The organism is uncultured Paenibacillus sp. (assembly GCF_963515335.1).
GTDB lineage: Bacteria > Bacillota > Bacilli > Paenibacillales > Paenibacillaceae > Paenibacillus_I.
On record NZ_CAUPYC010000075.1, the window covers coordinates 1 to 18654 of the forward strand.

At 60.4% G+C, this 18654-nt stretch carries 19 protein-coding genes and 1 pseudogene; 6 read left to right on the forward strand and 14 right to left on the reverse strand.

The annotated features are described in order from the left end of the window. The 3 genes from RWM61_RS17560 to RWM61_RS17570 all read right to left on the reverse strand — a co-directional run. Positions 1 to 1835, reverse strand: a 1835-nt coding sequence (locus RWM61_RS17560) for an AAA family ATPase (RefSeq protein WP_314003187.1), incomplete at its 3' end; no start/stop codon positions are given. After that, the gene (locus RWM61_RS17565) at positions 1832 to 3130 is read right to left on the reverse strand and encodes a DNA repair exonuclease (RefSeq protein WP_314003189.1); all 1299 of its coding nucleotides are present in this window, start codon (positions 3128 to 3130) and stop codon (positions 1832 to 1834) included. The genes RWM61_RS17565 and RWM61_RS17560, both read right to left, overlap by 4 nt. Then, positions 3127 to 4308 carry a glycosyltransferase family 4 protein gene (locus RWM61_RS17570; RefSeq protein ID WP_314003191.1) on the reverse strand — a complete coding sequence of 394 codons (1182 nt, stop codon included), beginning with the start codon at positions 4306 to 4308 and terminating at the stop codon, positions 3127 to 3129. The genes RWM61_RS17565 and RWM61_RS17570 overlap by 4 nt, the downstream gene beginning before the upstream one ends. 124 nt (positions 4309 to 4432) lie before the next feature. Here RWM61_RS17570 and RWM61_RS17575 point away from each other — a divergent pair, with 124 nt between their 5' ends. Then, the gene (locus tag RWM61_RS17575) at positions 4433 to 5587 is read left to right on the forward strand and encodes a GGDEF domain-containing protein (RefSeq protein ID WP_314003193.1); all 1155 of its coding nucleotides are present in this window, start codon (positions 4433 to 4435) and stop codon (positions 5585 to 5587) included. 195 nt (positions 5588 to 5782) lie between these two features. Here the strand turns inward: RWM61_RS17575 and RWM61_RS17580 are convergent, their stop codons facing one another. Further along, on the reverse strand, positions 5783 to 6241 hold the full coding sequence (locus RWM61_RS17580) for a GyrI-like domain-containing protein (protein WP_314003195.1): 459 nt from the start codon (positions 6239 to 6241) through the stop codon (positions 5783 to 5785). 200 nt (positions 6242 to 6441) lie between these two features. Here RWM61_RS17580 and RWM61_RS17585 point away from each other — a divergent pair, with 200 nt between their 5' ends. After that, positions 6442 to 7083, forward strand: coding sequence for a TraX family protein (locus tag RWM61_RS17585; protein ID WP_314003197.1), 642 nt, complete (start codon positions 6442 to 6444; stop codon positions 7081 to 7083). A 67-nt stretch (positions 7084 to 7150) separates the two neighbouring features. On the opposite strand, the gene RWM61_RS17590 is transcribed toward RWM61_RS17585, so the two are convergent. The 3 genes from RWM61_RS17590 to RWM61_RS17600 form a co-directional block, all read right to left on the reverse strand. Further along, a complete protein-coding gene (locus RWM61_RS17590; RefSeq protein ID WP_314003199.1) occupies positions 7151 to 7582 on the reverse strand; it encodes a GNAT family N-acetyltransferase in 432 nt (143 codons plus the stop codon). A gap of 253 nt (positions 7583 to 7835) precedes the next feature. Then, complete coding sequence (locus RWM61_RS17595) at positions 7836 to 8105, reverse strand: hypothetical protein (protein ID WP_314003201.1); 270 nt, start codon at positions 8103 to 8105, stop codon at positions 7836 to 7838. A gap of 30 nt (positions 8106 to 8135) precedes the next feature. Beyond that, complete coding sequence (locus RWM61_RS17600) at positions 8136 to 8600, reverse strand: DUF6376 family protein (RefSeq protein WP_314003203.1); 465 nt, start codon at positions 8598 to 8600, stop codon at positions 8136 to 8138. 238 nt (positions 8601 to 8838) lie between these two features. Here RWM61_RS17600 and RWM61_RS17605 point away from each other — a divergent pair, with 238 nt between their 5' ends. The 3 genes from RWM61_RS17605 to RWM61_RS17615 all read left to right on the forward strand — a co-directional run bounded on the left by RWM61_RS17605 (position 8839) and on the right by RWM61_RS17615 (position 10910). Continuing rightward, positions 8839 to 9069 carry a 3-dehydroquinate dehydratase gene (locus tag RWM61_RS17605; RefSeq protein WP_314003206.1) on the forward strand — a complete coding sequence of 77 codons (231 nt, stop codon included), beginning with the start codon at positions 8839 to 8841 and terminating at the stop codon, positions 9067 to 9069. Positions 9070 to 9204: 135 nt separating this feature from the next. Further along, entirely contained in the window at positions 9205 to 10593 is a 1389-nt protein-coding gene (locus RWM61_RS17610; RefSeq protein WP_314003209.1) for an RsmB/NOP family class I SAM-dependent RNA methyltransferase, read from the forward strand. Positions 10594 to 10820: 227 nt separating this feature from the next. Further along, on the forward strand, positions 10821 to 10910 hold the full coding sequence (locus RWM61_RS17615) for a YjcZ family sporulation protein (RefSeq protein ID WP_314003211.1): 90 nt from the start codon (positions 10821 to 10823) through the stop codon (positions 10908 to 10910). 133 nt (positions 10911 to 11043) lie between these two features. On the opposite strand, the gene RWM61_RS17620 is transcribed toward RWM61_RS17615, so the two are convergent. From RWM61_RS17620 to RWM61_RS17640, 5 genes are all read right to left on the reverse strand, one after another. Further along, entirely contained in the window at positions 11044 to 11823 is a 780-nt protein-coding gene (locus RWM61_RS17620) for a pseudouridine synthase (RefSeq protein WP_399538935.1), read from the reverse strand. Further along, on the reverse strand, positions 11805 to 13457 hold the full coding sequence (locus RWM61_RS17625) for an RsmB/NOP family class I SAM-dependent RNA methyltransferase (RefSeq protein ID WP_314003217.1): 1653 nt from the start codon (positions 13455 to 13457) through the stop codon (positions 11805 to 11807). The genes RWM61_RS17620 and RWM61_RS17625 overlap by 19 nt, the downstream gene beginning before the upstream one ends. 109 nt (positions 13458 to 13566) lie before the next feature. Beyond that, positions 13567 to 14040 (reverse strand): DUF309 domain-containing protein, encoded by a 474-nt coding sequence (locus RWM61_RS17630; RefSeq protein ID WP_314003222.1) that lies wholly within the window; start codon positions 14038 to 14040, stop codon positions 13567 to 13569. Next, positions 14033 to 14836 (reverse strand): GTP pyrophosphokinase family protein, encoded by an 804-nt coding sequence (locus RWM61_RS17635; protein WP_314003223.1) that lies wholly within the window; start codon positions 14834 to 14836, stop codon positions 14033 to 14035. Before RWM61_RS17635 ends, RWM61_RS17630 begins: the two co-directional genes overlap by 8 nt. Positions 14837 to 14855: 19 nt before the next feature. Then, positions 14856 to 15953: a quinone-dependent dihydroorotate dehydrogenase gene (locus tag RWM61_RS17640; RefSeq protein ID WP_314003229.1), complete on the reverse strand. Its 1098-nt coding sequence runs from the start codon at positions 15951 to 15953 to the stop codon at positions 14856 to 14858. Between the two features lie 141 nt (positions 15954 to 16094). Between RWM61_RS17640 and RWM61_RS17645 the strand changes: the two genes are divergently transcribed. Next, positions 16095 to 16271, forward strand: coding sequence for a hypothetical protein (locus RWM61_RS17645; protein WP_314003230.1), 177 nt, complete (start codon positions 16095 to 16097; stop codon positions 16269 to 16271). Between the two features lie 143 nt (positions 16272 to 16414). Here RWM61_RS17645 and RWM61_RS17650 read toward each other — a convergent pair whose 3' ends face one another. Both RWM61_RS17650 and RWM61_RS17655 read right to left on the reverse strand, forming a co-directional pair. Beyond that, positions 16415 to 17995 carry a stalk domain-containing protein gene (locus RWM61_RS17650; RefSeq protein WP_314003232.1) on the reverse strand — a complete coding sequence of 527 codons (1581 nt, stop codon included), beginning with the start codon at positions 17993 to 17995 and terminating at the stop codon, positions 16415 to 16417. A 33-nt stretch (positions 17996 to 18028) separates the two neighbouring features. Further along, a pseudogene (locus tag RWM61_RS17655) lies at positions 18029 to 18654 on the reverse strand (hypothetical protein); the annotation flags it as partial.

Sequence of the window (18654 nt, forward strand, 5' to 3'; positions counted from 1 at the left end):
GGCCATATGCCGCGGCCGGGCGTCCCGCCGCCGGCCGGCCCGGCTTGCGCCGCCGTTTCATGCGCGGCGCGGACCGCCGCGAGTTCCCATTCGCGGAATTCTTCCTCGAATCGTTCCCATGCCTGGCGCAGCGTTTGCTCCGTCTGCGGAACGAAAGCAAAGCTCTTCTCCGTACCGCCTGACGGCGAATCTTCGTTCGATCGAGTCTGAAGGCTTGCTCCTCCGTCAGCGATTCCGATTTCGATTCCGTTTCCGATTCCGTTATCTTCCCGCAGGGTCTCATCTTCGCGGCCGGCAATCCGTTCGCCCTGCCGACCGTTCGTTTGACGAGCGGCCAGCAGCGTCTCGCGTTCCTGCTCGGCCAACCCGCGCAGCGCTTCCGCGCAGCGCGCCGCTTCAAGCTCGGCTTCCCCGATCGATGCGCGGAAGCCGCGAACCCGTTCCCTGTCCGCCACCGTGCCGGGAAAAGAAAGCAGCTCCGCCTCTCCCCACTCCGGTGAAATCGATGCCAGCAGCCGAACAAGCGACGCTTCGCCCGTCCGCTTTTCCGCCTCGAGAACGCCCCGCTCCGCACGCAGCGCCTGGACCGTTTCCGCCGAAAGCAGCAGCCGCTCGACATCGCCGAGCAGCGGCAACAGAAGAAAGCTGCCGGTCATGCTCATGCGCTCCCGCTCCGCGCGTTCCGCCAGTCCCGCCAGCCGGTCCCGCTCTTCCTCCAGACGATTGCGCTCCAACGTCCACGCCTGCCACTTCATATCGGCGTCGGGCGGAAGGCGGCGCGGGTCGGCCAAGCCGGACAGCTCGATCCGCAGCGCTTGCAGGCGCATCCATGCCGGCCGCACCGCCAATGCCTTGGCGCTGATCCCGGCGGCGTCCGCCAGCTCAGGCAAACGGGCCTCAAGCTCCCTCAGCTCCGCCTCCGTCCGATCCAGCTCCCCCGCCGTCTCGTTATACAGCCCGATATGGTCCGGCTGCCGTCGGATGCCCGCTTCCGCCTGCTCCATCTCCTTGAGCAGCCGGTTGACGGATTGATTGACGCCGCGCGGCTTATAAAGCGAATCCATTTCCTGCTGAATCGCCTTCTCTGCGGCGGCAAGGCGCTGTCCCCCGCTTAGACCGGAGTGATACAAATAACGGCCCAGCTCGTCCCCTTGCAAAGCGGCGATTTCTCTCAGCTCCGTCAGGCCGACGGCGAACAGCTGCCGAAATGCCCGGTCGCTGACGCCGCTGAGCAGCAGCCGCTCCCACTCCTGCTGGGTGAACACCGCAAAAGCATCCGCCCGAAGTCCCGCCATTCCCGCTGCTCCCGACGCGCCTGGTACTCCCGATACGTCTGGCATGCGCGACACTCCCAGCACGCCCGACACATCTGCCATACCTGTCTTGCCCGCCAAGTTCGCCAAATCCGCCGCGCCAACCAAGCCTGAATCCGCCTGATCCGCCAATCCGCCGGACGCCGCAAGCCCCTTATGTACACCGTTCTTTCCCGCGGCATAGCCCCCGCTCCAACCTTCCGAAATTCCGCCGCCCGGCTCGTAGGCCCTGACCGCCGGTTTCCCTCCGTGCACACCGGCATAACGCTCCAGCGCCAGCAGCCCGTATCGCTTCGACCGAAGCAGAAGACGCCCGCCGTGCCTGCCGCCGTATACCGGTTCCTGACGCTCGACCGGGTTGGCGCGGGTCGCGAAGCCGTACAGCATAGCCCGGACGAAGCCGAAAAGAGTGCTTTTGCCCGTTTCATTCGGGCCGCGCACGATCACGATCGGCGCATCCAGATCAAGCTTCGTACGGTGCAGCTTGCCGAAGCCGTCGATTTGCGCGGACACGATTCTCATTCCGACTCCTCCTCCGTTGCCAGCATTCCGGCCAGGCGCAGGGCGGCGCGCGACACCATCTCTTCCTCACCGGTCAACCGCCATTCCCGCAGCAGCCGCCTAAGCTGCGGATGGTCGTTCATCGGAGCCATAGCCTCCGCAGCCAGAGTTCGACTTTCCTCCGGATCGGCCGCGATCCGCCGCGCAAGACGGTACAGCTCGCCCGCAAAGCTGTCCTCCCCGTCCAATCTCGCGAGGTCGGTTTCGGGCATCGTGCCCGCCTCCAGGTTGTACACCCACAGCCATGCTTCGTTCGCTTCGGGATCCCGGCCGGAAGCCGCCGAACGCTCCCGCAGAGCGTGCAGCAAATCCACGCGATAAGAAGCCTCGGTCAGCCGCGCATGCAGCGGACCGGCGCCCGTCAGCGTCAGAGTCGCCATCAGCGGGCGGTCTTCCGCCTCGGCAGCCGCCATGTCGCAAGCCGCTTCCAGCCGGTCAAGAAGCGCCGCCTCTTCGCGGACGCCCGCGATTTCCACCTGTATAGCCGTCCAACGCACGGCGTCGAGCGGCGCGAACGTCAGCTCAACCGCCTTGTCGGCCGCGACGTCGACGATGTAGCAGCCCTTGGCTCCCGTCTCGCGGGGATGACGGCCCTGCGTATTCCCGGAATATACGACATGGGGATAGGTATGCAGCACCCGCCGATCGTGCACATGGCCGAGCGCCCAGTAATCGAAGCCCGCTCCGGCCAGCTCGCCCAGCGTGCAAGGCGCATAGGGGTCGTGCGACGGATCGCCGTCCACGTTGCCGTGCAGCAGCGCAATGTGGAACGGCGCGGCCGCCGCAGGCCGATAACGCGCGGCTAAATTGTCGGTTACCGCCCGCCGGACGTAAGACATCCCGTATACAAAAGCGGCCAGCTCACCGTCTTTCCGGTAAGCCGGCCTTCCTTCGTACTGTTCCGCGCCGAACACATGCACGCCCTCCATCTCCGCGAAACGTGCCCGCTGGCCGGACAACGGGTCATGATTGCCGTGGATGACGTACACGCCGATACCGTGCTCCCGCAGCTTTGCCCACTGCTGGTGCAGTACGGCCTGCGCGCGCAGCGAACGATCCGCCGCATCGAACAGATCGCCGGCGAGCAGCACGAAATCGGCTTTTGCCGACACGGCCGCCGCCGTCAGCCGGCGCAGCGCCTCGAACGTGGAGTCCGCCAGCGCCTGACGGACGGCGGGAGGCGCTTCACCCAGCCCTTTGAACGGGCTGTCGAGATGCAAATCCGCCGCGTGAATAAAGCGAAACGGAACGCTCACCGCGATTCCTCCTCCGAGCCTGTCTGCGCCTGCGCCTGAGCCGGCCCGGACGGCGCAGCGGGGTACGCCGTATAAACGGCTTTCAGCTGCGAAATGACGCGCTGCAGCGAGTACACCTTCTTCGCCTTGTCCCATGCGGCCCGGGCCATGTTATACCGGAAACTGGGGTCGGACACAAGCTTCTCCAGCGCCAGGCAGAGCGCCTCCGGATCGTCCGGCGGCACGAGCAGCCCGTTGACGCCGTCCTCGATCTGTTCCGCGATGCCCCCGACATTCGTCCCCACGAGCGCCAGCCAGCATAACGCCGCCTCGGCAAACACCGAGCCGAACGCTTCCGCGCGGGACGGGAGGACGAAGATGTCGAAGAAGGGCATGAATTCTTCCGGATGCAGCATATAACCGTAAAAAATAATGTCGTCGTACAAACCGAGCCGGGACGCCAATGCCTCAAGCTCCTCGCGGATCGGTCCGTCTCCGATGATGTGAAGCACGAACGGATAGCCTTTCCGCTTCAAACCCGCGCATGCGTGAAGCAGCACATCCAGCCCTTTGGCCGGCACAAGGCGGCAGACGGTGATCAGCTGCGGCACCTCGTTCTCGTGGGACACCGGCTTGAACCGTTTCTCGTCGAAGCCGTTCGGAATGACGCCGATCGCGGAAGCATCCTTAACGTACGGCGCCATATAAGCGCGGAACGATTCCGACACCGTCAGCAGCCGGTCGACCTTGGCCTCCAGCTCGCCGTATATCGAGGTCAGGAAACGATGCTCCACGCTGCCCTCGGCGATTCGACCGTTAAGAATCAGCTCCCGCTCGTAGCTGGAGTGAATCGTCATGATGACGGGCGTATCCGGAAACAAGCGTTTCATCACAAGCGCGGCGATCGGATGATGGGCGTGGATGAGATCATACCGCTTCGCAATCCGCATTTTCGTCCACCAAATATAGTCGCGGAGCGTTTGCCTGTATTTGTCGACGATCGGGCTGCCGGCGAATTGCGAAACGTCGAACGTCTCGAACGTGTAATCCTCGTCGCCTTTGCCGCGAATCCGCTTCGGAAGGGAAAACAGCTCCATGCTCCACCCCATTTTGTTGAAACGCTCCTGGATGTACGGCACCATAGAAGATACGCCGCCAGGCTGCTCAGGGGGAAAAAACAACGCTTGTAAAATTTCCATCGGCTTTCCTCTTCCCGGCAGACATTTCGAACCTGTCGTTTCGAACCTGCCAAAGTTATGATATATTAGAACATATGTTTCTGTAAAGCCAACCTCAGAACAAAGCGACGAAAGGAAAAATGCCATGAATCCCATCGCTTGGCTGGCCGGGCCGCTAGGCGCGGCGGCCGCTTCCGCGGCGGCCGTAACGACCGTCATTTTGCTGCTGCTCATGTCCGTCTTGCTCCGCCGCCGCAACCGGCGGCAGCGCGCGTATTTATCGCTGATCATAGGCGCCGCTCTTGCTCTTGTTCCGGCTGCGGGACCGCTCGCAGGCGCGGGGACGCCGGCTCTCGTCAGCGAAGGCATGCGGCTGTTCTCTTTTCTTATTATAAACGCTGGCCTACTGGAACTGTATACCCCGATGCGCCCAAGAAACCGAATCGCCTTCGCTTTTTTGTTCCTCGGCGCGGCCGGAGCGGTCACGGCTCAGGCGTATACAGACACGGTGCGGTCCGTCCTTCCGGCCGCGGGCACCTTCATGCTGCAGCCGGTCGGCCTGGCCGCGATTACATCGACCGTGCTGATGCTCGTTATCGTCCTGCCGGATATCGGCCAAAAAACGAAATACGCGGCGTCCGTCGCCGCCGTATTCATCGGCCAACTGTTCCTCGCCGCCGGAGGTTTCGATGCAGGGGCCGCAGGACAGGAATGGATCGCTGCCGGCGCCGCCGTGATGCCTCCCATCTATTATGCGATTGTTTTCATGCTGCTGTTCGAACGTGTCGTCGACCGGCTGCAATCGGTTTATGCCTCTTCGATTCGCGACGGCTTGACGGGCTTGTACAACCGGCGCCATTTCCTGAAGGTCGCGAACCGTTATGCAAGCCGGGGACTGCGCGTCTCGGTGCTGTTCTGCGATATCGACAACTTCAAGCGGCTTAACGATACCGAAGGCCATCAGCAGGCGGACATCGCGCTCCGGCAGGTGGCTGCCATTCTGGCCGACGAGCTGGCGGGGAGCGGAGCCGCGGGCAGATACGGCGGCGAAGAACTGGTGGCGGCGGTTGCGCGTCCCGGCCTGAAGCCCGCCGAGATCGCCGAAGCGATCCGCAAGCGGGTTGAGGCGGAAACGCCCGTAACGCTCAGCATCGGCTGGAGCAGCGTTGCGGAAGGCGTGTCCGTCGAGGAGGCGCTCAAGCAGGCCGACGAGGCGATGTACGCCTCCAAGCAAAGCGGCAAAAATAAAGTGACGGCCTACCGGCCGCCACGTGCAAAGGCATCGCCCGAAACAGGCTGAACGGCCCGCGCCCGCATGCCCGCCCAACGCGCACGCCAAAAAGCCTTCCGTTCTCGAACAACAAGATACGGAAGGCTTTTTTACCTAAGCGACCGTCGACAGATCCCGAACACGCGAGAGTGCCGGAAATGGTCGCGGCTGCAGTTCAGCACAGGAGTCTATGCCGGAAAAGCCGATTCCCTTCGTTTCCGCTTTTTATTCCCGGGCGTTCTTCACCGGTATCCACAGCTCCACCGGCTCCTCGTCCAAATGGTCGTCGATATAGAATACTTCGATCGCCAGCGCGTTCTCATGCTTCTCCAATTTCCGTTCATTCATCCAGGCGATTAATTGCTCATAGCCTTCGCCGATCCGCTTGTTCGTTGTGGCGACCACGGCATAATCGTGCTCGGGAATCGTGAACTGCGCCATTCCTTCCGGAACCTCTTCCAGATGGTGCACCTCGCTGCACGCCCAGTATGTCGCGAACACCTCATTGCCGAAATACGGGCTGAACAAAACCGGCGACTTTACGGCGTCGTTAAGCTCATGCTTGCGCGACAGAAAGTCGCCCTGCAGGCGGATCGCCTCGTCCGGGAACGTGGAATAAGGTCCGGAATAGCTGATGCCCGCCAAGTTGAGAGCCGGCTTGCTTGCCAGCATACAATTGTCCATTGCGATACCTCCCGGTCATGGAATGGAGCGAATCGGAACGCCGAGACAGCCGCCGTCCTTCACCAAGTGTAACACGTAATACGCGTTTCAGGAAACGTTTTGAGGGGAAACTTCCGGCAAAAGTCTTTTATCGCCAATTTCATTCGGCTATAATGGCATCATGCGGCATTCCGCGACAATTTTCCTAGGAGGTGAGTCCGTTGCAGCTGCTGGCCATGCTGACCATGCTGATCGATCATATGGGCATCGCCTTTTTCCCGGATGACGAAAGCTGGCGTTATGTAGGACGTATCGCTTTTCCGCTGTATGCCTATGCGCTCGTGATCGGTTACCGGCGAACCCGCAGCGTCCCCCGCTACCTGATGCGGCTGACGGTGGTCGCGCTCGTGTCGCAACTCCCGTACCAGTGGGCGGTAGGCGGCGATGACATCAACGTTGCCGGCACGCTGATCGTCTGCTTGCTGGCGCTTTGGCTCGCCGACCGCTTCAAGCATCCGCTCGCGGTCATTGCGATCGGCGCCGCCGCGAGCGTTCTGCTTGTGCTGCTTCCGTTCAACTACGGCGTTTACGCGCTGCTGCTCGTCTATATTTACCGGTATACGCGTGACCACACGACGGCGGCGCTTCATTTCTTGCTGAATCTTGTTTTCATGGCGCTCGCAGATTGGGTTATCCAGATTTTCAGCATTTTCTCCACCTTTCTGATCGTGTATGCGCCCTACGTGCTGCATAAGATAGACAAGCTCCCGATCCCGCGCATGGTCTGGCGAACGTTCTACCCCGCGCATCTTGTCCTCATCGGACTCGCCGCTTATGCGCTCTATGAAGCGGCGGCCCTCTAACCGCACCAAAAAAGCGGCTTCGCCTCCCATCGGGGGCCGAAGCCGCTTCCTATGTCGCCCCGATCGCTCAGGCGTTGCCGGCATATTCCTTCGACTCGTACAATTCCTTGATGGCATCGCTGTGGCTTGCAGCCTCTGAAAGCAGTTCAAGCGCATCCTTCCGCTTCGTGTAATTCATCACGGCGGCTAAAAGCGCTTTCTCAACTCCGTTATGTTGGGCCTCCGGCAGGACAAACAGCTCGCCCAGCCCCCAATCCTTCTCCCCGCTTGCGGATACGACAGGCGACAGTTGCGCGTAACCGAGATAATGCAGCACACCCCTGTATGGTTTGACGGCGACCAGAACAATATAGCCCCGGCCTTCGAGCATTTCCTCCAGATCGTCCCTTCCAGGCAAGGTGGCCGTGCATCTTCTGCCCGATATTCGATATTGATCGAATAGATCGTTCACGTAATCCACTTCCTTCAGCGAAGCGCGTTTAACGACGATGGTATCCATGTTTCGTTCACCCTCCAACATGAAGTTACGGATGATTCCGCACGGGCTGGATTCTCCCATCCTATTACCCGTTAATGTTCGGGTTTAAACAAGCCCCCGTTCCTCCTTTCCCGCTTGATGGCGCGTATGTGCGGCCGTTCCCAGTCTATGTGTATTTTTATTGTAAGTCGTTTTGCGGCTTTCCACAATATGGGGTGTCTGAAAAATTGCAAAAAAACACGCCGTCGGAGCGTGTTTTTTCGGTGCGGACCTGCTACGATTCGTCCAATGTTCGTTTCGCGGCATCCACCAGCTCGTCAAAGGTCTCGTCGCTTTCTTCGATCAGCTCTTCCACCTGGTACAGCTGCTCCTCATCGCCCGAGGCGTTCAGGAAAAACAGGCCGTACGACCATTCTTTGCCGTTCTTCTTCTGCAGCGTCATTTCATAAGCCTGCTTGTGGCCTTCGGCCTCGAAATGGACATAGCCGACGTAACCGTCCTCTTTCGAAAAAGTCAGGCGCGCGTCCATAATGTTCAACTTCACGATTCGACCGTTCCTTCCCGGCTCCCCCGCCTATTCTTTGCCCAGATTTTGAATGGTTCCGATCAATTCGGCTATCTCCCCGAGCGTCCGGCCGATGCCCGATTCGAGGTAAGCCTGATCGAAGTTCCGGATATCTCCGTTTAGCTTCTCCAAAAACGCTCCGATATCCTGCTGGAGCGTCTCGTTGTATCCGACGATTCGGCGGTGAATATCCTGGGCAGCCTGCGGCGCATCCAATCCGTTGAACCGCTCGATCCGGCTCCGGATGCTCTCCAATTCACGGATCAGGCCGTCTCTGGCAGCGGGATCGGTTGCCGCGCGCTCCACCATGGCAGGGATCGACTCCGCCCAAGCGGCCGCGCCGGCAACGTAGGAGGCGGCCTCATTGGTATAATCAAGCGTCTGGTCAATCTGCCGCACGCCTTCCACGAGCGAGCAGCCGGACAGCAAGGTGACGAGCACGACGGCAGCGATCATACGCGTACGTACTTTCATGGCATCCACTCCCTTGAAACATGATCCCTATTTAATACTTAACAACCGGCCGGTCGGTTTCAAACGCGGCCGCCCCTGAGAACATCCTTCTTTTTTGAAGAGCAAATCCATCCAGAATGTGAACGTTTTTTGAAAATTACCGCTTTAATAGACAATTCGCTCCTAAATTTTAAGACATTTTTAAGCATTATTCGTTATACTAAGTACAGATCGGAAAATGTAAGGAGTGATGTTACAGATGAAAACGATGATCTCCCTTCAAAATAAAATTATTCCCGTGTATCTGAATGAATCCAACAACAAAAAAGCGCTCGATAAATTGGGCGAGGTATTGAACCGGAAGCTCGAAACCGGCAAGACGGCCGTCAAGAACTGCATCCTCTCGCTGATCAGCGTCGAAATATCGGGCAGCGAGGCGACCCTTCACGCGATTAACGAGAAAGATACGCTGACGATCTCGCTCTATTGAAGCGCATGCGCGGCATGAACGAACGGCCCTTTCCCCCGAGGAAGGGGCCGTTTTGCATGTCCGGCCGTCCTGCAAAGTCTGGTATAATCGAATCGGTGTCAAGCCGAACATTGGCGACAAAAGGAGTGCTGCTTCGTGGCGTTGCCCGAACCCTATATCGAACAAATGAGGAGCCTGCTCGGCTTGCCGGAGGCGGAGTCCTTTCTGCGCAGCTACGAGGACGAGCGCGTATTTGGACTTCGTCTCAATCCGCTGAAGCTGAACCGCGTCTCGGCTCCGTTCCGCAACCTGGAGGAAGCTTTCCGGCTCGAGCCCGTTCCCTGGTGCCCGACCGGCTATTACTACGACGAGACGGCCCGTCCGGGCAAGCATCCGTATCACGCGGCGGGCCTCTATTACATACAGGAGCCGTCCGCTATGTCGGCGGCCGAGCTGCTGGCGCCCGCTCCGGGCGAAACGGTTCTCGACCTGGCGGCCGCCCCCGGCGGCAAAACGTCGCAAATCGCCGGTAAAATGAACGGCTCCGGCCTGCTGATCGCGAATGAAATCCATCCCGCCCGGGCGAAAATCGTAAGCGAAAACGTGGAGCGGCTCGGCATCCGCAACGCGGTCGTGACGAACGAACCGCCGGATCGGCTGTCCGCCCGTTTCCCGGCCTTTTTCGACCGGATCATGCTGGACGCCCCCTGTTCGGGGGAAGGCATGTTCCGCAAAGATCCGGACGCGGTCAAGGAGTGGTCGCCGGCACATGTCGACATGTGCGCCGCCCGCCAGGCGGACATTCTCGATCACGCGGCCGTCATGCTGAAGCCGGGCGGCACGCTCGTCTATTCGACCTGTACGTTCAACCGGTCGGAGAACGAGGACACGATCGCGGCTTTCGCGCGGCGCCACCCTTCCTTCGAGTTGCGCCGCATCGAGCGGATCTGGCCGCACCGCGATCGCGGCGAGGGCCACTTCGTCGCCCTGCTCGCCAAGTCCGATGACGGAATGCCGAATGCGGATTTGGGTGCGGCTTCCCGCATGCATTCAAACTCCGGCCGGGCGGGACGAAAAAGCCGCGGCAAAGACGCTGCCGAATCCGGCGCCGACCTTGCTTTGTTTCAAGGCTTCGCCGACGAATCGCTGCCGGGCTTTGCCGGACTCGGACCGGGCGAGCCGCTGCGTTTCGGGGACGCCCTTTATTGGCTGCCGCATGACAGCCGTGGACGGTTCGGCAAGGACGCCCTGCATGGGCTGCGCGTCGCCCGTCCCGGGCTGCATCTCGGCGACGTCCGCAAAGGCCGTTTCGAGCCTGCCCATGCGCTGGCCATGCATGCGGCAGAGGAAGCGGCGGCATGGGTGCAATCTTATCCGCCGGAGGCCCCCGAGCTCTCCGCATACCTGCGGGGCGAAACGCTCCCCGTAATGGCCGGCTCCTCCGGCTGGGGCTTGGTCGCGGTGGACGGCAAGCCGCTGGGCTGGGGCAAAGCAAGCGGCGAACAAGTCAAAAACCATTTGCCCAAGGGGCTTCGCCGGCCGTGACGTGACGGGGGAAGCGCAATGCAATGCCGCCTTCCGGACGCCCATCCGCGCAAACGCGTTTCCGGCATGCCTGCACGCGGACAAACAACCAAATCGATCCGGACAGGGTTATGCGTCCAAACGGATCCTTCCTCCCGTCATAAAATGAAGTATTCCGAAAGGCCGAACGAACCGCGACCGGTTAGAAGGCCGAACCGGAAAACAAAAATGACTTGGGAGGAATTAGAATGGGTCACTACGGCGGCTTTACTTCTGTAGGGGTAATCCTGGTCCTTTTCATTTTGCTGGTTATCGTTTCCCGCGCAATCGTGCTGTAATCGATTCTTGAACAGCGGCAAAACCGCCGGGGCGGCAACACCCCCGGCGGTTTTGCCGTGTGCACGCCAATGCTGTCCAATCCGGCATCCCAACGCCGAGGCGCTTGCCGGATCGGCAGGCGCGCCGTCCTCTTTATTCCTTCCCGCTATTCCGATGCGTCTTCAGCGCATTCAGCTCCTCATCCGTCAGCTCCCGGTACGAACCGGGCGCGAGCTGCTCGTCCAGCTTCAACGGCCCCATCGCCACCCGCTTTAGGAACAGCACCTTTTTGCCGACCGCTTCGAACATGCGCTTGACTTGATGAAACTTGCCTTCACGGATCGTCAGCGAGATCTCGGACACAGGCCCCGGATCCTCATCTCCTCCGGGGGCAGTCCGCACTACCGCAAGCTCTGCGGGCATCGTCACATAACCGTCGTCCAGCGTCACGCCGGCCGCGAACGCCTGGCGGTCCGCTTCGCCCACCGTCCCTCTGACCAGCGCCTCATACGTTTTGTCGACGTGCTTGCGGGGAGAGAGCAGCTCGTGCGCCAGCTGCCCGTCGTTCGTCAGCAGCAGCAGTCCCACCGTGTCCTTGTCGAGCCTCCCTACCGGAAAAGGCTGCAGCAGCCGATCCTCCGGCTTCAATAAATCAAGCACGGTCCGTTCACGCGTGTCCTCCGTTGCGGATACAACGCCTTGCGGCTTGTTCATCAGCAAATAAACGATATCGCGGAACCGTACCCTTTCCCCGTCGAACTCGACGTCATCGGCCTTCGGGTCGATCTGCAATCCGCTGTCCTTCACTATAAGACCGTTCACCGAAACTTTGCCCTGGCGGACAACCGTCTTGATTTCGCTTCGCGAACCGCAGCCCATGTTGGCCAGCATTTTGTCCAACCGCATCCGTTTCGTCACCCCATCCACCTCCATCCGGGCGCCAGCTCGTTCTTGAGCATGCCTCCGCTCCATTTGCCCCAACCGAGAGGAAAACCGTCCGCGCACACCAGCACGTGTCCGCCGGCCGGTTCGCCGGTCGCGGCGGTTCCGGTTTCGCCAAGCCTGGAAGCCTCGATATGCAGCGTCTCTCCCTTCAGGTAACGCAGGACGTCCTCGCCGCCGCCGTCCAAATCGAGCGTCAGCGCCGCTTCCGCCTTCGCAAGCCCCATCGCAAGCGCCTGCGAAGGCTCGAACCGGTGCGTCCCGGCTTCGCCGAGGTACCAGCCTGCCCGGACGACCTTCAAGCCGGCCAATCCCGGCAGCCCTTCGGGCTGCAGGTAAACCCGGGAGCCGAACACCGTCAACCGGCCGGGCCATGCGGACGCGCCGGGAATCGCTCGGCCCGCGAACGTCCGCCACATCGCGAGCGCGGCATCCTCACCGATCGTACCATCGTGACGCAGCTGCTTGTCCCGTCCCCGATCCTTGCCGCGGCCGCTCTCCCGCCCGGAGCGCAGCCTGTCCTTCTGTTTGCTGCGTCCGGCCGCGGCTTCCGCCGATCGGACGGCGGTTTTCTCATATTGCCGCTCCGCTTTGGTCAGGCTCGGCGCCGTCACGGACTCGCGCGCCCACTCCTCTTCCCCGTATGCCGGCCGCTCCCCGTATCCATCGCCGCGCTTTCTCAGCACCGCGGCGTAATGTCCCTCGCCAGGGGCCCGGTGCGGCCAGATCCGGACGGTGCCTGCCACGGCTGGCACGGCTTCGGGCGACAGGCTCCGCGCCGGTTCGCCGCCTGCTCCCGCCGCCCAGTCCGGCCGGCCCGGCGTCCAGCCGTAATCGAGCTCGACCGGAACGATCTCCATATCCTCGCGCTCGGTCAGCAGAGCGGCGATTTGCGCCTCATTTTCCTCCGGGGAGAACGTGCAGGTCGAGTATACCAGCGTGCCGCCGGGCGCCAGCAGCTCGGCCGCATGCTTGAGGATGTCGCGCTGCATCAGCGAGCATCGCTCCACCGAATGCTTCTCCCATTGGGCGACCATCGATTCGTCCTTGCGGAACATCCCTTCTCCCGAGCATGGCGCGTCCACCAGCACTTTATCGAAAAAGGCGCCGAACGCGCCCGCCAGCGCCGCCGGCTCCTCGTTCAGCACAACGGCGTTGCGGACGCCCGCCAGCTCGATATTTTTCGCCAGCGCCTTCGTACGTTCCCTGGCATTGTCGTTGGACACCAGCAGGCCGCTGCCCTGCAGCTTGGCGGCAAGCTGCGTCGATTTGCCCCCGGGCGCCGCGCACAGGTCCAGAACCCGATCGCCCGGCTTGACGCCGAGCAGCTCCGCCGGCGCCATCGCGCTCGGCTCCTGTATATAGTAGAGGCCGGCATGATAATGCGGATGCTTGCCGGGGCGGTCGGTCTCTTCATAGTAGAACGCTTCAGGCGTCCAAGGGATCGGCGACAGGCGGTCCGCCCAGGGCGTCATGCGCAAAAAAGCTTGCGGCGTCACTTTCAGTGTATTGACGCGCATGCCGTACCGGCGTTTTTGCCCGTACGAAGCGAGCCATTCGCCGTACTCGTCCCCGAGCAGGCGCTCCATTTTATCCAAAAACGGCTTCGGCAGCCGGATGCTCATGTAAGTAACCCTGCTTTCCGCGTTCATGCTTTTCTCGTTTTTGTTCGCTGCGTCCTACCGCGTATCATTCTGGGCAGCAGCATTTCACGGATTTTTTATGTACGTCCCCTCAATCCTCTTCCCCGTGCAGCCGCTCTTCCAACGGAACGGCGGCAAGCTCGTCCGCCAGAGCGGCAAGCACCGGATCCAGTACGGCAATCCGGTACGGCTGAAAAGGCGGAGGCTTCGGTCGGCCTGCCCCCGTCCTGCCGGCCTCCGCCTCCGCAGCCCGGTAGGCCGTCAGCGCGGCGAGCGCCAGACGCGTATCCGATTTCAGGCGGCCAAGGTCCAGCCCCAGCTCGACGTCGGCATAGCCGGCGAGCTTCTCCAATGCGGCGGTGAACAGCTTCACCGCCCCCGACCGGTTATCGTTGCGCCAATGGTGCAGGCCGACCGCCACCTGAAGCAGCCCCTGATACAGCAGATTTCGTCCTTCCTCGAGCCAAAGCTCCTCCATTACCTCATGGCACTCGAAATAATCCTCGTCCACATTGAACAGCACAACGAAATGGACGAAGCGCCCGTCATACGCGGCTTCAGGCATTGCCGCCCCGCTTCGCCCGCGCGATCGAGGCCTGAATATCGTCGGACAGCTGCTTCAGCCCCCAGATATCCTCCTGCTCCCACAGCTCGTTGAACCGCAGCTGGTATTGCGCCGCCTCGCGGACGCGGTGGAAGAAATACAGATCCTGAATGCCGGACAGCACTTTCGATACGACATTGGAGCTTTCCTCGAATCCCCGCTGCGCATCGACGATTTCCTGGCGGATGCTGGACATTTCCGTATCGAGCTGGAAGGCGGCTTCAGCCGCTTTCTTAAGGCGTTCCCGCACATCGTGCGGCAAGCTTTCCTTATATTTATAGTTGAGCGAATGCTCGATCGTGGCCCAAAAGTTCATCGCCAGCGTCCGAAGCTGGATTTCCGCCAACACCTTTTTCAACCCCAGCGCCGTCTGTACCGGATATTCGACGATCATATGGAAGCTGCGGTACCCGCTTTCCTTGTAATTCGTTATATAGTCCTTCTCATAGACGAGCAGCAAATCCTTGCGCTTGCGGATCGAGTCCGCAACTGTTTGGATGTCCTCGACGAACTGGCACATGATGCGGATGCCCGCGATGTCCTCAATCCCCGTCTCGATCCGGTCCATCGGCACGTTCAGCCGTTTCGCTTTCTCGAAAATGCTCGAAATCTTCTTTACCCTTCCGGTAACGAATTCAATCGGCGAGTAAGCCTCCCGTGTCTTCAATTCGCCGCGAAGTGTTTTGAATTTGACCTTCAATTCCTCCACGGCCTGTTCGTAAGGAAATAAAAAGAGGTTCCAATCCCGGCCGTCCATACCGCCGCCTCCTGCCTGGTTAATGATGATCCGCGCCGACCGCTTCCGTCACGGAGCCGAAGCCGTCCCTTCTCAGCAGCCGCGCTAGACCGTCCGTTATATCCCGTACCGCTCCCGGTCCCAAATAAATGAGCGCCGTGTACACTTCGACGAGCGACGCTCCCGCGCGGATTTTATCGTATGCGTCCTCCGCCGTAAAGATGCCGCCGGAGCCGATAATCGGCAGCTTGCCGCCCGTTTGCCGGTATACGGCCCTCACAACCTCCGTCGAACGGCTCCTGAGCGGCGATCCGCTGAGCCCGCCCGTTTCGGATGCGCGCGCATGCGTCAACCCTTCCCGGGAGACGGTCGTGTTCGTCGCGATGATGCCGCTGACGCCGCTCGCCGCAATCGCATCGACCGTGTGCCCAAGCTGCTCGTCCGACATATCCGGGGCTATTTTGACCAGCACCGGCTTGGGCAGGCCGCCTTGCTTGGCCGCTTGCGCCTTCATTTCCCCCGTCACTTCCGCAAGCAGCAGCTTCAGGTCGTCGCCATGCTGCAGCGCGCGCAAATCCGGCGTGTTCGGCGAGCTGATGTTGACGACGAAGAAGTCGCCGTAAGGATAAAGGATGCGCAGGCAAGCCTTGTAATCTTCATGCGCCGACTCATTCGGCGTCGTTTTGTTCTTGCCGATATTGACCGCGATCGGCACCTCGCGGCGCTTAAGGCGCTTTAACCTTTCCGCCACCGCATCCGCGCCTTCATTGTTGAAGCCCATCCGGTTGATGAGCGCTTCGTCCGGCGGCAGACGGAACAGCCTCGGCTGCTCGTTGCCCGGCTGGCCTTTAGGGGTTACCGTTCCCACCTCCAGGAACGACAGGCCGATGCTTGCGAAGCCTTCGACCGCTTTCGCGTTTTTGTCCAGCCCCGCCGCCAGTCCGACCGGATGCGCGAAGCGAATGCCGAACCTTTCCGCCGCCAGCTCCCGCGATGCCTTGACGCCGTACATGCCGCGCAGCAGCCCGGTCATGCCGGGCACCCGGGCTGCCGCATGCAGGCCGTCGATGACCAAATGGTGCGCACGTTCCGGATCGAGCTTGAACAAAAAAGGCTTTCCCACTTTCCGATACAACATCTCGTCTTCATCTCCACTTCCGCTGTTTGGCTCTAACGAACAGTTTAGCTTTTTCAGCAAAAAAAGGAAAGACGTGTTTGGCCCAAAGACACCGAAACGTCACGAATCGGACGGTTGCGGCTGTAGCGGAAACCGGTTACAATGGGCTTAGAATTTGTGGAAAAGAGGATGATCGCCATGAGCACCGCCCGCAGAAAACCGCCGGCAATGAAACGGAAACCGAAAGAGGAAGTGAACAAGAAGGCTCTGATTTGGATCGGCGCTTCGATCGCCGCCGTCGTCGTCGCGATGGCGCTGTTGCTTATTTTTAACGGCTGAAGATCATGCCGGCAACCGGAACGGTCAGACTCGTCTTCGCATCCCCCCATCCCGATCCCTGCTCGCGGTCCTAATAATGGTTCATATCGGCAGAAAGGCCGTCCGGTTAGCGCGGACGGCCTTTCGTTTACTATTACAGCGGATTACTTCAGCTTATCCCTCAGCAAAACCGCTTTAACGTCGCTTAACCATTGCACGTCCAGATCGATCTGCTCGGCGAAGAAACGGACCGGCAGGTATAACCGGTTATTTATCACCAAAGGTGCGGCCGGCAGTTGAATCGTCTCGGCAGGCTCGCCTTTCTTCGTGTACACGACCGTTTTGGAGCCGGCGGTTACCTTATAGGCTGCGTCCCCCCGTGTCAGTGTAGCCGCATTGCCCGCACCGGCATCCGCCGTATAACCGAGTTTCCCGCTGATGACGGGGATCGGGATGAATATCGTCCCGTTCTCCGCTACCGGATCGGCATCCGTAACGACAATCTCTTTGTTATAAACGATGCGGATCTTTGCTCCGGCCTTTAGACCGGGCGGCTTCTCATAAGGCTTCACAATCCGAATGCGGTTGTTGCCCGTATCGGCGACCGCGAAGGCGCCGTTGCCGAGCCATGCGACATCGGTCGGCACGTTGAAGCCCGCATAGGGGGCGAGCCCGTCAAGCTTGCTCGTCTCGGTCGCCGTGCCCGCCACCGTTACGACCTTGCCGTCCTTCAGGTAGCGGATAACATGATTAAGCGAATCGGCGATTAAAAGTCCGCCATCGGGGGTTACCGCCAGACCGCGCGGCGCGTTGAACAGCGCTTCGGACGCTTTGCCGTCCTTATAGTCGCCTTGCGCATAAATGTCGGTTTTTCCGTACGTCAACTCCGAACTGCCGGCAACCGTAGTTACCGTACCTTTGGCGAAATCGATGTAGCGGATCCGTTGATTGCCCGTATCGCTCACGTAAAGGTTGCCTTCGGCATCCAGCGCCAGACCGCTCGGTTCGTTGAACTTCGCTTGGGCGATCGGGCCGTCGGCGAAGTCGCCGGCCGGTTCCACAGCACCGGGGAAATATTCGACGACGCGAGTGGAGGGTGCGTTAACAGTCGTGACCGTCCCGTTCGAGATTCGGCGAATGGTGTGATTCAGCGTATCCGCTACATAAATAACGCCGGATGCCGTAACGGCAACGTCGAGCGGACGGTCGAACCGCGCATCGGCGCCCGCGCCGTCGGCGGTACCGATGAGACCGTTGCCTGCAATAGTAGTCACTTTCCCGTCTGCCGACAGCGAACGGATCGCATTATTGTTCATATCGGCAATAATGGTCCGGCCGCTTGCGTCAATCGCAAGCCCCGACGGGGCCTGGAAGGCTGCCTCGTCAGCTTTGCCGTTAATCAGGCTGCCGATCAGAAACCCGTATTGGTCCACACCGATCTCGATCCCGGCCACCGTGTCCGTCATTCCGTTTTGCACGACGCGAATTCGCTGATTGCCGGCATCGGCAATCAGCAGCTGTCCGTCAGCTTTCGCTTGAACGGCCACGGGTTGGCGATAAGCAGCCGAACCGTTGGGCCCGTCGGCTTCGCCCAGTTCACCGGTTCCGGACAGGGTGGAAACCTCATATAAAGGAATGGATGTCAGTACGGCATCTTCGCCGTCCGGCGCAGCCCAGCCCGACCCGGGAACCGCCAGCAAGGCGGCGAGCACGGCGGTAGCGGCGCGTTTCGTTAGCTTGTTCATGGCAAACTCCTTGTGCTTGTCTTGTTTATTCGGTTAGCCCGGCAATCCGGCAGCAGGCGCAATCGTCAAGGTTACCGTGTTCTCCGTCTTGATCATGATGTTCCCTGCACTGTCGACGGCGGTAACCGTCACCTTGAACTTCGGTGCAGGAAGCGCCGCTGCATTGATGCGCTTCAGCAGGAAAGGCAGCTGCACAACGGATTGGGTTGAACCGATCGCGACCGGATCGCCCGTAAATTTAACCACTGCATAGGTAAGCTTGCCGGTCGTAGCTGCAGCGTTGCGATTCCAGAAATAGTAGTCGACCGATTCCGCCGTGTAAGGAAGAGCCCAGTCCGCTCCCGGCTCCGTTTTGAACAGTTCGTTCTTCCGATAGGACTTTGCAGTATCCTTAAATTCATCATCGTTAAAGATCAGCTTCGGCGTGTCGGATTCTTTAACCAAATCGAACTCGACATCGACCTGGTAGCCATAAATTTGTTTGCCGGCACCATTGAAATTAGCCAGATTAATATTCAGAATAACGCCCGTTGACACCGATGGATTAGCGACGGACGCTGCTGACAGCGACCCTGAAGCCGATGGAACAGCCGGCGGCGTCTGTGTCGGCGGCGTCTGCGTCGGCGGCGTCTGCGTCGGCGGCGTCTGCGTCGGCGGCG